Here is a 13,840-nt window from a genome sequence, read left to right as displayed (position 1 = left end):
GAAATGGTTTGGCGAGTTTGCTTCTATTTGTGGCAGACATGCGATGGTGGTTGCATATGCCGTCCTCTTCGCGAGCAAGCTCGCTCCCACACTTGGAATGCATTCCCCTGTGGGAGCGAGCTTGCTCGCGAAGAGGACAGTAGGCTCACCGCATTTTCTGGGGCCTGAAATGCAAAACGCCAACCCGAAGGTTGGCGTTCTGCTCAGCTCAAGCGATGTTTAGCGCGGTACGACCGGCTTGCGGGTCGGCTTCGGCCCTTTGCCTTTCGCGGCGTCTTTGCGCTCTTTCGCAGCCTGCTGGTTACGGGCAAACGCCGCCGCCTTGGCCTGCTCCCGCTTGTCCCAAGGATTACCACCGTCACTGGCACGCGGCGGCAAACCGGTGTGCTGGGTGAGAATCTTGGTGGTCTTCTCTTTACCGTCCTTCGCCACTTTATGGCTGCCGGCCGGTGTCGAGTTCTTGCGACGGGCGCTCTGGTAGCTGTCGGTCGCCGGTTGATGGGTCGGGATCAACTGATCCTTGCCCGAACCGATCAGATCAGCGCGGCCCATGCGGATCAGCGCTTCACGCAGCATCGGCCAGCCTTTCGGGTCGTGATAACGCAAGAACGCCTTGTGCAGACGACGCTGCTCTTCGCTCTTGACGATGGTCACGCCGTCGCTCTTGTAGGTGACCTTGCGCAGCGGGTTCTTGCCCGAGTGGTACATCGCGGTGGCGGTGGCCATCGGCGACGGGTAGAACGCCTGCACCTGGTCGGCGCGGAAGCCGTTGCCCTTGAGCCACAGGGCCAGGTTCATCATGTCTTCGTCGGTGGTGCCCGGGTGGGCGGCGATGAAGTACGGAATCAGGTACTGCTCTTTGCCCGCTTCCTTGGTGTACTTCTCGAACATGCGCTTGAACTTGTCATAGCTGCCGATGCCCGGTTTCATCATCTGGTTGAGCGGACCTTCCTCGGTGTGTTCCGGGGCGATCTTCAGGTAACCACCGACGTGGTGGGTCACCAGCTCTTTGACGTACTCCGGCGACTCGACCGCGAGGTCGTAGCGCAGGCCGGAGGCGATCAGGATCTTCTTCACACCCGGCAAAGCACGGGCGCTGCGGTACAGCTGAATCAGCGACGAGTGGTCGGTATTCAGGTTCGGGCAGATGCCCGGGAACACGCAGGACGGCTTGCGGCACGCGGATTCGATTTCCGGTGTCTTGCAGGCGATGCGGTACATGTTCGCGGTCGGGCCGCCGAGGTCGGAAATGACCCCGGTGAAACCTGGCACCTTGTCGCGGATCTCTTCGATTTCACGAATGATCGACTCTTCCGAACGGTTCTGGATGATCCGGCCTTCGTGTTCGGTGATCGAGCAGAAGGTGCAGCCACCGAAGCAGCCACGCATGATGTTCACCGAGAAACGGATCATGTCGTAGGCCGGGATCTTCTCCTTGCCGTACGCCGGGTGCGGGACACGGGCGTAAGGCATGCCGAACACGTAGTCCATTTCTTCAGTGGTCATCGGAATCGGCGGCGGGTTGAACCAGACGTCGACTTCACCGTGCTTCTGCACCAGCGCACGGGCGTTGCCCGGGTTGGTTTCGAGGTGCAGCACGCGGTTGGCGTGGGCATACAGAACGGCGTCGCCGCGCACCTTTTCTACCGATGGCAGGCGAATCACGGTCTTGTCACGGGTCATGCGCGGGCTGGCCAGGATCTGTACGACCTTGGCTTCCTGCGGATCGTCGACCGGACCTTTTTCCTGCTCGATGGCGCAGGCCTGGGTGTCCTGAGTGTTCACGTACGGGTTGATGATCTTGTCGACCTTGCCCGGACGGTCGATGCGCGTCGAATCGACTTCGTACCAGTCTTTCGGCGTATCGCGACGGATGAACGCGGTGCCGCGCACGTCGGTGATGTCTTCGATCTTGTGCCCATAGGACAGGCGCTGGGCGACTTCGACAATCGCGCGCTCGGCGTTGCCGTACAGCAGAATGTCGGCGCTGGCGTCGATCAGGATCGAGTTACGCACGCGATCCTGCCAGTAGTCGTAGTGGGCAATGCGGCGCAGGGACGCTTCGATTCCGCCGAGCACGATCGGCACGTGCTTGTAGGCTTCTTTGCAGCGCTGGCTGTAGACCAGGCTCGCGCGGTCCGGACGCTTGCCGGCCATGCCGCCAGGCGTATAGGCGTCGTCGGAACGGATTTTCTTGTCCGCGGTGTAGCGATTGATCATCGAGTCCATGTTGCCCGCCGCAACCCCGAAGAACAGGTTCGGCTCGCCGAGCTTCATGAAGTCGTCTTTGGACTGCCAGTTCGGCTGGGCAATGATCCCGACACGGAAGCCCTGGGACTCCAGCAGCCGGCCAATGATCGCCATGCCAAACGACGGGTGATCGACGTAGGCATCACCGGTAACAATGATGATGTCGCACGAATCCCAGCCAAGCTGATCCATCTCCTCCCTGCTCATCGGCAGGAATGGCGCTGGCCCGAAACATTCGGCCCAATATTTTGGATAGTCAAATAACGGCTTGGCTGCTTGCATGTCGACGACCGGTGTTGAAGTGAAAATTCGCGGGCGCGGAATATAGCACAAAAAATAACCAATTCCGACGGCAATGGTCGGTTTCTCTTACAACCCGCATCGAGCCTGCCCGATACCCCGTAACAGGCAAAAAAATCATCGTTCAAACTTAACGTTCATCAGTCCGGTGCCTGCGCCGACTGATGTGGCAACCCTTCAAGGATGAAGCAATGTCACCCAAACAGCCCGCCAAGGGCAGCATCAAAGTCAAGCCCCCCACCAGCCCGGATGCGCCGCAGCAAGGCAATACCGGGCGAGCGCCACGGACGGGGCCTGAACCGTCCCTGCCTGTCCCCTCTGCAACGCGTCCGGGCGGCACTCACGGCACTGCCAGCCCTGAGGTAACAAGACCGTCTCCCGTCGTCATCACGCACACAGCAAGCGCCTCGGTGAAAACGGGCGCAACGGGAGCAAAATCACTGGAGAGTTACCGTATCCCCGCACCTGACCGTTTGCCCCAGGCCAATATCGAGGGCTTGAGGCTGTACAAGGGCCGCGAATACGTCGATGTCGCGCACGGCAGCATCGTGATGGTCGGGGTCGATCCGCAGACCGGACTCTACCGCGCCCAACTCGCAGCCGAGCGGGTTGCCAATGGTCCGCTACTGCTGCGCGACGCCGACAGTGGTCTGTGGCATTCGCTCAAGGACGGTGACACCGTGACCTTGATTGACACTCACCTGCAGACGTTGCGCATGGATCTCGAACTCACACGCGCCAAGGCCGACAGCGACGGGTTATTGCGCCACGAGGGCCGACTGTACCTGTCCCTGCACACCCACGTTTATCAGGTCATGCACGATGTGAGTGCCTCCACGGCGACACAAAAAGCGTGGCGTATCGTCAACCCGAAAGATCCCGTGGCAACCGATATCGCAAATATCTACCGCGCCAGCCGCAGCGGCGAAACGCGGACTGTGCGGCGCGATGAGGGCAATCGCTGGGTCTATCATTTGCCAGAGCTGAAGGGAGCTATTCAGGACGCGGAGATTGCCCGCCTGAGTAAAGACACGTTGTTGCAGATGCATGAGCCTTTTCAAAAGGCCCACACGGAATTGACGAATTCGTCGGACCGCCACAACACCCTCTGGGCAGAAACCCAGAAACTGCCGCAGGGCAGTGCAGAGCAAAACGCAAAACTGCTGAGCCTGGAAGTGCATTTGCTTAAGCATGTGCAAAAACAGGCGGATTTCGTAGAGTCGCTGGTGCTCAACAGAAAATGGCTGACCCTTGCGAAAGCCAGCGGGCTATTCAAGCAGGAACTGCAGACTTTCCGCATAGAACGCGCCGAATTTCTGAACCGCCTCATGGCGGCCATGGACCTGCGGGTCAAGCCTACCGTCTCCAGTCTGGATGCCGACAGTTGCAAGCGGATCATCCCTCACCTGAACAAGAAGCTGAGGTTTATCGAAGAACGTGAAGTGGTGTTGGCAGAAATCAGAAAAGCCGACCCGGGAGCGGCACCGATACTCGAAGAAATCAGGCAGCAAGTGCCGTCGCCCGAGCGCATCAACTTCAACAAGCTGACCCTCTACGTGCACCTGTATGCGGGCACGCCCGACCATTCGCCCAATACCACCATGCCGTCGCTTTCTTGCGTCGATCTGGTCACCGGAGACCTGAAAAACATTCCGCAACACGAGCACCCCATGGCACTGCTTTTGAGCCTGGATCAGATCAGGGCGGACAAATCACGATTTGAGGTGCAACTGGCCACTCACGCTGACAGCGATGCCTCTCGGGCCGGGTACCTCAAGGAAATCCTCAGTTTGATCGATCCACTCGAGAGGCGAATCGATAACAGGCTCAGCGACATTCTGGAGTCGATCGGGCGCGACCGCGAACTGCCCAACATCGACCACGATATCGATTTTGACTTCCTTCCAGCGCTCCCCGACCCTTCCGAAAGCTCCCGCCCGTTAACGCCCAGGAAAGTTTTCCGGGTCCGTCAGCACGGTACTTACCGGGTTCTGGTCGGTGAAACGGAAACGGCTCAGGACGGCAATGTCATCGTCAGGGTTCCGGACCCGTTGCGCCCTGGCTCTCCATCCGCTCGCTACGAAAAAAGACAAGGTGAATGGCTGCCAGTGCGCCCTCCCATCACCAGTACACCCAGACCACAGCTGGTCGCCGAGGCCAACCGGTTACTGGCCGACGTCGAACAACACGTTGCCAAGGCCAGGGTGGACGAGGCGAGAAAAACCAATCCGACCGATATTGTCGAAGACCTGAGCAAAGAGACTGAACGACTGAACGAGCAGGCAAGGCGCCTGGAAAGCCATGAAGACGCAGACACCGAAATCCTCGACCTGGCTACGCGCTTGCGAAGCGCTGCCGTGTCACTGGAGGCGCATGGCCAAAGTGTTCTGGTGCGCATGTACAAGAACAGGGACGTGCTCGACATCATGCGTTTGAACTATCTGATGGATGCCGACGAAGTCAGCGTGAGCAAAACCGTTGATCGCAAGCCATCGGGCAAAGGCAAGGGCAAGTCGTTTCTCGACGTTTATTCGATCACTGATCGCGCCGATGACGCACCGTTATGGGAGGCACACTTCCACTATGACCAGCACAACGCCGCGCCGCTGAGTTTCACCACAAGAGGCGGCCACCTCAAAACCCTCGAACAGAGCCGACGCGGTATCGAGTCTCAGCGCCGCGATGAACAGGCTGGCTTGCCGCACGTGGCCATCTGGCGCCAGACCTTCGATGGCAAGACCGCGAGCAAGATTTTTGCACTGGCCAGCCAGGCTGGCGTGCCTTCCAGGCCTGAGTAAAGGACTCAGGGCCATACGATCAATCAGGCAATGACGCCGCCCCTGCCATCAGCTCCCGTTCAGGCGAACTGATGCGCAAACCCGCAAGGATAGAAAGACATGCCCGTTAAATCGCCCCCCAGAGGCAACAATTCCGGCAATCCCCCGGTTCGCCAAAACACTGTGCCAGACGTGGACACCCCGCGCCTCGACCTGCCACCGCGCACACATTTAGAGGTCTCGATACCCGGTGGGCAACCACCACGACCGGGCCGCTTACCAACGCCAGCCGATATCGACGCGATCGAGCCGGCTCCGAGCATCACCATTCATCGACCCGCGTTGCCAATTGAAAATCCGCGTGCGGCTAGCCAGTCCCTGGAACATTACTGGGTGCCTGCGGCCAGCGGTTTGTCGGATCGCAACGCTGACGGCTTGAGAACGCACAAGGGCCGCCAGTATGCCGACGTACCCGGCGGCATCGTGCTGGTCGGCAAAGATGCGCAAACAGGGCTGTATCGGGCCAGGCTGCCCAGCGAATCCAGTCCCTCGGGCCCCGTGCTGCTGCGTGACTCCAGCGCGGGACTCTGGCATGAGCTGGAACACTTCGAGCCGATCGGTGTGCCATTGTCGAGCAGCCGCCTGGAAGCTTTCCGCACGCCACTGGATTTCAGCGGCATTCAAAGGGGCAGCGATGGCCTTCACCGGCTCAACGGTAAACTCTATGCGGTGATCGACAACCACAGTTATCAGGTTCTGCACGACACCGATGCCTCGACCCCGTCGACAGCGGTTATGCGTATCGTCCGTGCGCAAGATCCGGTGGCCAGCGACAGCACCAATACCTACATCGCTACACGCCCCGGGCGCTCGGAGCCGATCATTTACGATGCTCGCGAAGGCTGGCTGGGAACGGCGGTCGGCGGTGCCGGCGGCATGTTCCGTAGCGAGCCAGGAAGCCCCGCGCATCCTGGCCTGCTGCAACGGTTTGCCAGCGCGATCAATCATTTGCGCACGCCAGAGTCCCGTGCTCGAAAGCTCTTCCCGGCCCTCGACAGCGATGAGATCACCCGGCTTCTGCATTCGCACGGAGATGACGTCCGCGGCTATCTGTCCCAACGCGAGGCCAGTTACAGGGCGCTCAAGGCGGATCTCGCTTCCTGGATCAGGAAGACATCCTCGCAGGCCCCCAACGAAGCTGCACATCCCGCAGTGGAGCGTGCCGTCGAAGAAATAAAACGTTGCTGGAAACGGCAGACGGGAACGACGCTGAAACTTGATTTGGGAGAGGCAATCCTTGCGCCGCTGACGGCTGATTTCAGCCATGTAAGAACTCTGGAGCTGAGAGCGGTCGCCTGGTCGGACACCGCCGATACCTTCCTTGGCAGTTTTCCCAACCTCGAGAAACTGTCGGTGACTCACTCCACCCTGGATACGCTACCGCCCGATATCGCGCCGATGACCGTTCTCAAGACTCTGGAGCTGAGCTCGAACCGAATCCAGCTCAATGAGCAGACAGCAGTAAAACTGGGCGCACTCAAACAGCTTGAACACCTCGACCTGTCGAGCAACCCGCTTGGCAGAATCCCCGACTTTCGCGGCATGTCGCAACTTCGGTCATTGAACCTGAGCAACACCGGACTGGATCACTGGCCCAGCGGTTTACGCGATCAAGTGGCACTGGACGTGGTCGACTTGCGCCATAACCAACTGCGCGAAATTCCACAGGCGATCCTTGACCCGTCAAACAATGAACTACTGGCGATTGCCCGTATCAACTCGGTCACCCTGATTGAAGGCAACCCCTTCCCGACCGGTTACTGGCGAACGCTTGAGGTTTATTGGCGCCGCGTAGTGGCCGACTATCCGGCGATGCGCACGGGTTCCCGCGCAGACGCGTTCAGACTGGATGGCGACATTCCCGAAGTGGCGATGGTGCGGCGTATGTATCCAGACAAGGACCCGCAAGCCGCCAGGGAATATCTGCTCGCCCTGGGTGATGGCGCCGAAGAGCAGATCGCGCGACGCATTGCCGGTTTCGAGTTACTGGAAACACAACTGCAGGCCTACATCGCCGACAGTCAACCCGGGGCGGCCAACGCCTTGGGCCCGGAAAGAGTCAACGCCACCCGCCTGGCAAGAATCATCAGAGGCTGCTGGCTGGGTGAGTCGGAAGGCGTATTGAAACTGCCACAGCTGTACGGTCCATTACCCCTGCTGACCGTGGATTTCAGTCACATCAAATCCCTCAGTCTCGACTCGGTAATCTGGTCGGACACCGCCAATACGCTCCTGTCCAATTGCCCCAATCTGGAAAGCCTGACCATCGTTAACTCCGGCATCGATAAACTGCCGCAAAAAATCGCCGAGATGGACAAACTCAACTATCTGGATCTGAGTTCAAACCTGATAAAACTGGATGAGCAAAGCGCTTTGGCACTCAGTGCACTGCATCAGTTGAAACAGATTGATCTGTCCAACAATCAACTGCGGGTGGTGCCTGACTTCAGCGCCATGTCCGGGTTGCAGGTCTTGAACCTGAAAAACACAGGCCTCACTCAGTGGCCTGCCGGGCTGCTCGACAAAACCGCTCTGACCAGCCTGGACCTGCGCGACAACCGCTTGCGCGAGGTCCCTCAGGCGAGCCTCAACCCGACACCCGAGACGCTGTCCGTGATCGCGCGGATCAACAATGTCACGCGCCTTGAAGGCAACGACTTCCCCTCCACGTACTGGCGAAAATTCGACGGCTACTGGCGACGCCTAAAACAGTCTCACCCCGAGCTGATGGAGCCGGCCCATCCCGCGGTATTCGATAGCGAAGACTCCAGGGCGCAGCGTTATCGAAACCTGTTCCCGAGCAAAACCATCAAGGAGTGCAGGGAGTTCATCTGGAATCATGACAAAGGCACCGTGGCGCCACGCTTGCTCGCGCTGGAACAAGAATTCGATCTTCTGAAAACCCAGCTCGACGACTGGGTCTTTTCCGGGGGCGGCAACCGCCTGCGTTACGTGCGTGCCAATCAGCTGCAAATAAACGCCACCACCCGTAATGACCGCACTGCAGCGCGGGATCGGATCATCAGTTGCTGGCGCCGCGAGACGGCGCAAAAGCATGCTTTCGACGGCACGCCGATCGGTCTGGAACTGGATTTGAGCGGCCTGACCTTGCCGACCCTGCCGGATCTGAGCATCGACTTCAGCCATGTTGGCTCACTCAGATTGAGCGGCATGAGTCTGACGGAGTCACCGGAAGGTTTCCTCACCCGTTTTCGTCATGTGCGCTGGCTGGACATGTCGAACAATCGCCTCAGGGACTTGCCCCCGGCGGTGGGAGAAATGCACGGGATGACGCGCCTGTTTCTGCAGCACAATCAACTTGAACTCAATGCAGAAACGGCGCGGATACTGGCCGGACGCACAACGCTCAGAGCACTCTGGATCGACCACAATCCCCAGCTCGGTGTGATCCCGGATTTCAGCCAGATCACCGATATGCGCGAGGTCACGCTGGCGAACACCGGCATCACGCAGTGGCCAACCGGGCTGTTTGATCAACCCCAGCTGACCCGGATCGATCTGAGCAACAATCAGATCACCACGATTCCTGACTTTGTCACTGCTCCGCCGCCGGAGCGTCTGGCGCACTCGGTCCAGGTCAACAGCGGCACGCTGGTGAGCAATAACCCGCTGTCGGACGCAACGCCGCAGCAATTGCTCGCCTACCGTGAGCGACTGACATTAGCCGGTACGCCTCTGACCCGAACAGCCAACCTGATCACGACGTCCGTCAACGTCGCACGACGTCCCGTCACAAGAGACGCCCTGGAACCGGACCCGCGATGGACTGAGGGATTAAGCGTCGACCAGGCTACCGCGCGAAGAGCTCAATGGCGCGCGTTACGCGAGCAGGATGGCTCGGACGGTTTCTTCAACATCCTGGCGAGCCGCGGTGACCATGCTGATTTTCGGCGTCAGGCCTGGGACGTTATCGATGTCATCACCGAGAATAATCCGCAGTCGCGAAGCCTGCGCAGGGAGCTGTTCGATCGCGCGTGCGAAGCCGGCTGCACTGACCTCGCTGCGGCCACCTTCACCGACCTGCAAGTCCTGGCCATGACGTACAAGGCTCGGGTTCAGGCCAGACTCGATTTGGATGGCGCACCCTTGGTGGCGTTGTCCAAAGGATTATTTCGTCTGAAGCACGTCGACGACTTCGCGGCCGCAGAGATCGCCTCAAGCAGGGCCATCATCAACGATCCGGCTGCCTCCCGCGAGCTGCGAAACAGCCATAGCTTGCGCATACGCGATCCCCATGAAATGACCATGGCCTACCGCTTTGGCCTAAAAGATCGCCTGCAATTGCCGTTTCAGCCGCAGGCACTGACGTTTATCGGCATGGCCGGCGTTACCCCGGCAATGCTGGATGCGGCGTATCGCAAAGTCTCGACGCTGAATGGTTCGCCTGAAGAGTTTCAGGCATTGGTGTCGATGAATTTCTGGCAGGACTTCATCATTCACAAATACCAGGCGCAATTCGATGCGAGTCGCCAGCCGTTCCAGGATCGCCAGGAAATTCTCGACAGCCAGTCATCACAAAGACTGCTGAGCGAAGCTCAATACAAATCGCAAACCGATGATGTAACGGCGCAGTTGGCGATTGTCGAAGCGACATTGATCCAGACGCTGACGCGACAGGAATTGCAGCCTCGAACAACAATCGAGGCGTCTTCTGCCAACGTCACGCCCGCGCAGGAAACCCCGGTCGCGAGTGGCGCGACGTTGTAATCGATACAGCGTCGCAGCAGGCCGATGAACTTCGGCCTGCTGTCACTCGTCGTCGTCGAAGTTGTAACTGCCCGGTGCGAGGTTTTCGAAGCGGGTGTACTTGCCGATAAACGCCAGGCGGATAAAACCGATCGGGCCGTTACGCTGCTTGCCGATGATGATTTCGGCGATGCCCTTGTGCTCGGTTTCGGGGTGATAGACCTCGTCGCGGTACACGAACATGATCACGTCGGCGTCCTGCTCGATCGCTCCGGATTCGCGCAAGTCGGAGTTCACCGGGCGCTTGTTGGGACGCTGTTCGAGGGAACGGTTGAGCTGCGACAGCGCCACCACCGGGCAGTTGAATTCCTTGGCCAGCGCTTTCAGGGATCGCGAGATTTCGGAAATTTCGTTGGTGCGGTTGTCACCACTGGAACCGGGGATCTGCATCAGTTGCAGGTAGTCGATCATGATCAGGCCGACGTCACCGTGTTCACGCACCAGACGCCGGGTCCGCGCACGCATTTCCGACGGACTGATGCCGGCAGTGTCATCGATGAACAGCTTGCGGTCGTTGAGCAGGTTGACCGCCGAAGTCAGGCGCGGCCAGTCATCGTCTTCCAATTGGCCGGAACGCACTTTGGTCTGGTCGATGCGCCCAAGCGAGGAGAGCATACGCATGATCAGCGATTCGCCTGGCATCTCGAGGGAGTACACCAGAACCGCCTTCTCGCTGCGCAACACGGCGTTTTCCACCAGGTTCATCGCAAAGGTGGTTTTACCCATCGACGGACGGCCGGCAACGATGATCAAGTCGGACGGCTGCAGGCCGCTGGTCTTCTCGTCGAGGTCGGTGTAGCCGGTGGACAGGCCGGTGATGGCGTTGTCGGTGTTGAACAGGGTGTCGATGCGGTCGATGGCCTTGGTCAGCAAATCGTTCACACCCACCGGGCCGCCGGTTTTTGGCCGGGCCTCGGCAATCTGGAAGATCTGGCGTTCGGCTTCGTCGAGAATCTCGGCGGCGGTGCGGCCTTCGGGGTTGAAGGCGCTGTCGGCGATTTCGGTGCTGATGCCGATCAACTGGCGCAACGTCGCTCGCTCACGAACGATCTGCGCATAGGCCTTGATGTTGGCGACGGACGGTGTGTTTTTCGCCAGTTCACCGAGGTAACCGAGGCCACCGACCTGCGAGGTCTGGCCTTCCTTGTCCAGTTGTTCAGACAGGGTCACCACGTCGATCGGCATGTTCTGATCGGCCAGCTTGGCGATCGCACGGAAAATCAGACGGTGGTCATGTCGATAGAAATCGCCGTCGGAGACTTGATCGAGCACACGTTCCCAGGCGTTGTTGTCCAGCATCAGACCACCGAGTACAGCCTGTTCGGCCTCGATGGAATGCGGCGGCACCTTCAGGGCAGCGGTTTGCAGATCGTATTGCTCGGGAGCGGAGATGTCGTTCATGGCCACTTGTGTAATTTGGAAAAACAGGGAGTTCAGAAAGACAAAGGGCACGACCTGTAAACAGGATCGTGCCCGATGTTAACCGTCTGACGGGCAAGCCGCCAGCCGATCAGGTGTTACTTAAGCTGCTACCACGACAACGCGTACGGTGGCTTCAACTTCGGCGTGCAGGTGCACAGCCACGTCGAATTCACCCACGTTGCGGATGGTGCCGTTCGGCAGACGAACTTCGCTCTTCGCAACTTCAACGCCGGAGGCGGTCAGTGCGTCAGCGATGTCGTGAGTACCGATCGAACCGAACAGCTTGCCTTCGTCGCCAGCGGTGGCAGTGATGGTCACTTCCAGCTCGGCCAGTTGGGCAGCACGGCTTTCAGCCGATGCTTTACGGTCTGCGGCAGCTTTTTCCAGCTCAGCACGACGCTCTTCAAACGCAGCCAGGTTGGCAGCAGTTGCAGCGGTAGCTTTGCCGAAAGGCAGCAGGTAGTTACGGCCGTAACCGGCCTTAACGTTTACTTTGTCGCCCAGGTTGCCCAGGTTGGCGATTTTTTCCAGAAGGATCAGTTGCATGTGGAAATCCTCTTAACTTTTAACCTTCACCGTTCGCGTTATCGGTGTCTTTCGACACGTGACGACCGCGAAAATCAATCAGGCTGTCGACAATGGCCAGAACCACGAGCAACGGATAGATCAGCTGCATGAACAACAGCAGCGTGACGTACAACCCCACCAGCCAGAAACCGGCCAGTCGCTTCTGCCCGACCAGCCCGTGAATCAGGGCGAGTCCGGCGAACACCAACGGTACACTGCACAACGGCGTCAACATGGCCATCTGTGCACCGAGATTCGGGCCCAGAAGCATCAACGCCAGCAGCAACATCGCCGGCCCCAGCGGGATCCGGATGGCGCGAAACTCGCGACCAAAACCACCCGGGTTGTACAACAACGCCTGCCAATGCCGCCCGACAATCAGGCTCAGCACGCTGACGATCTGCAACAAAGCCGCAATCAGTCCGGTCAGGACCGGTGCAATCAGGGACGCGAAACGCGCTTGCTCATCGACCGACAATTGCTTGTAAGTCTCACCAAGAAGCGCCGGCATGACCTTTATCAAGGCCTGCGCGAGCATCTCGATCTGGGCCGCAAACGCCGCCCCGAGCACCACTGAAAAAACCACTCCAATCACTACGCTGACCAGCAGCGTGCGGACCCAGGATTCACTTGCGCGCAAAACCAACGCAAGCCCCGAAGACCCCAGCAGCACCAGAAGTGCCCGTGGGTCATCGGCATACAGCCACCAGATCAACGCCGGCAGCAGCCCCAGAGACAGAACACCCAGGGCGTCCGTCAGTCCGCGCCGCAGCAGCACAAGGCTCCCCGCGGCAGCACCCAACCAATACAACAACGGCAATGTTGCACATCCGGCCACCACGAGAGTGGCCTGCATACGGCCTCGCATGATGAACTCAGCTAAGGCACGCATGCATTCAATCCTTTGCTACTTGTCGACTGCCCGGTCTCAGCGGCCGTGGCTGTCGGTGTAGGCCAGCAGGGCCAGGAAGCGGGCGCGCTTGATAGCGGTGGCCAGCTGACGCTGATAACGAGCTTTGGTACCGGTGATGCGGCTTGGAACGATTTTGCCGGTCTCGGATACGTAGGCTTTCAGAGTGTTGAGATCTTTGTAATCGATCTCTTTCACGTCTTCAGCGGTGAAACGGCAGAATTTACGACGACGGAAGAAACGTGCCATTTGATAGGCTCCTTAATAAGGTCCGTGGATTACTCGTCAGCGTTATCGCTGTCGTTCTCTTCGCCTTCAGCGCTTTCAGCGCCTTCGTGCTCAGGACGATCGCGACGCTCACGGCGCTCACTGCGGTTTTCTTCAGCCTTGAGCATCTCGGACTGGCCGGTAACGGCTTCGTCGCGACGGATGACCAGGTTACGGATCACTGCATCGTTGTAGCGGAAGTTGTCTTCCAGCTCGGCCAGGGCCTTGCCAGTGCACTCAACGTTCAGCATCACGTAGTGAGCCTTGTGAACATTGTTGATTGCGTAGGCCAGTTGACGACGGCCCCAATCTTCCAGACGGTGGATTTTGCCGCCGTCTTCTTCGATCAGCTTGGTGTAACGCTCAACCATGCCGCCGACTTGCTCGCTTTGATCCGGGTGGACCAAAAAGATGATTTCGTAATGACGCATGAATGCTCCTTACGGGTTGTAGCCTGCCGCTCAAAAACGGTCAGACAAGGAGTGAATGACACTTATGAACTTGCTGGCGCGGGGCACAT

General features: G+C 59.0%; 8 protein-coding genes. 2 read left to right on the top strand and 6 right to left on the bottom strand.

Features of this window, described 5'->3' with window-relative positions; genetic code table 11:
* Positions 1 to 219 precede the first annotated feature (219 nt).
* Positions 220 to 2,532 carry a YgiQ family radical SAM protein gene (locus H8F23_RS19610; RefSeq protein ID WP_093430185.1) on the bottom strand — a complete coding sequence of 771 codons (2,313 nt, stop codon included), beginning with the start codon at positions 2,530 to 2,532 and terminating at the stop codon, positions 220 to 222.
* A 209-nt stretch (positions 2,533 to 2,741) separates the two neighbouring features.
* On the opposite strand from H8F23_RS19610, the gene H8F23_RS19605 reads away from it, so the two are divergent.
* Entirely contained in the window at positions 2,742 to 5,348 is a 2,607-nt protein-coding gene (locus H8F23_RS19605) for a hypothetical protein (RefSeq protein ID WP_228759301.1), read from the top strand.
* Positions 5,349 to 5,447: 99 nt separating this feature from the next.
* The gene (locus H8F23_RS19600) at positions 5,448 to 10,115 is read left to right on the top strand and encodes an NEL-type E3 ubiquitin ligase domain-containing protein (RefSeq protein ID WP_194935478.1); all 4,668 of its coding nucleotides are present in this window, start codon (positions 5,448 to 5,450) and stop codon (positions 10,113 to 10,115) included.
* Positions 10,116 to 10,157: 42 nt separating this feature from the next.
* Here the strand turns inward: H8F23_RS19600 and dnaB are convergent, their stop codons facing one another.
* The 5 genes from dnaB to rpsF form a co-directional block, all read right to left on the bottom strand.
* A complete protein-coding gene (gene dnaB, locus H8F23_RS19595) occupies positions 10,158 to 11,555 on the bottom strand; it encodes a replicative DNA helicase (protein ID WP_007915846.1) in 1,398 nt (465 codons plus the stop codon).
* 120 nt (positions 11,556 to 11,675) lie between these two features.
* Entirely contained in the window at positions 11,676 to 12,122 is a 447-nt protein-coding gene (gene rplI / locus H8F23_RS19590; RefSeq protein ID WP_003186385.1) for a 50S ribosomal protein L9, read from the bottom strand.
* A 19-nt stretch (positions 12,123 to 12,141) separates the two neighbouring features.
* On the bottom strand, positions 12,142 to 13,035 hold the full coding sequence (locus H8F23_RS19585; protein WP_016983782.1) for a hypothetical protein: 894 nt from the start codon (positions 13,033 to 13,035) through the stop codon (positions 12,142 to 12,144).
* A gap of 36 nt (positions 13,036 to 13,071) precedes the next feature.
* On the bottom strand, positions 13,072 to 13,302 hold the full coding sequence (gene rpsR, locus H8F23_RS19580) for a 30S ribosomal protein S18 (protein WP_002551829.1): 231 nt from the start codon (positions 13,300 to 13,302) through the stop codon (positions 13,072 to 13,074).
* A gap of 29 nt (positions 13,303 to 13,331) precedes the next feature.
* Positions 13,332 to 13,751, bottom strand: a complete 420-nt coding sequence (rpsF, locus tag H8F23_RS19575) for a 30S ribosomal protein S6 (RefSeq protein WP_007915844.1) — start codon at positions 13,749 to 13,751, stop codon at positions 13,332 to 13,334.
* Between the last annotated feature and the right edge of the window lie 89 nt (positions 13,752 to 13,840).

The sequence above is a fragment of the Pseudomonas neuropathica genome (assembly GCF_015461835.1).
GTDB classification, from domain to species: domain Bacteria; phylum Pseudomonadota; class Gammaproteobacteria; order Pseudomonadales; family Pseudomonadaceae; genus Aquipseudomonas; species Aquipseudomonas neuropathica.
This window is presented reverse-complemented; position numbering and strand designations above follow the sequence as displayed.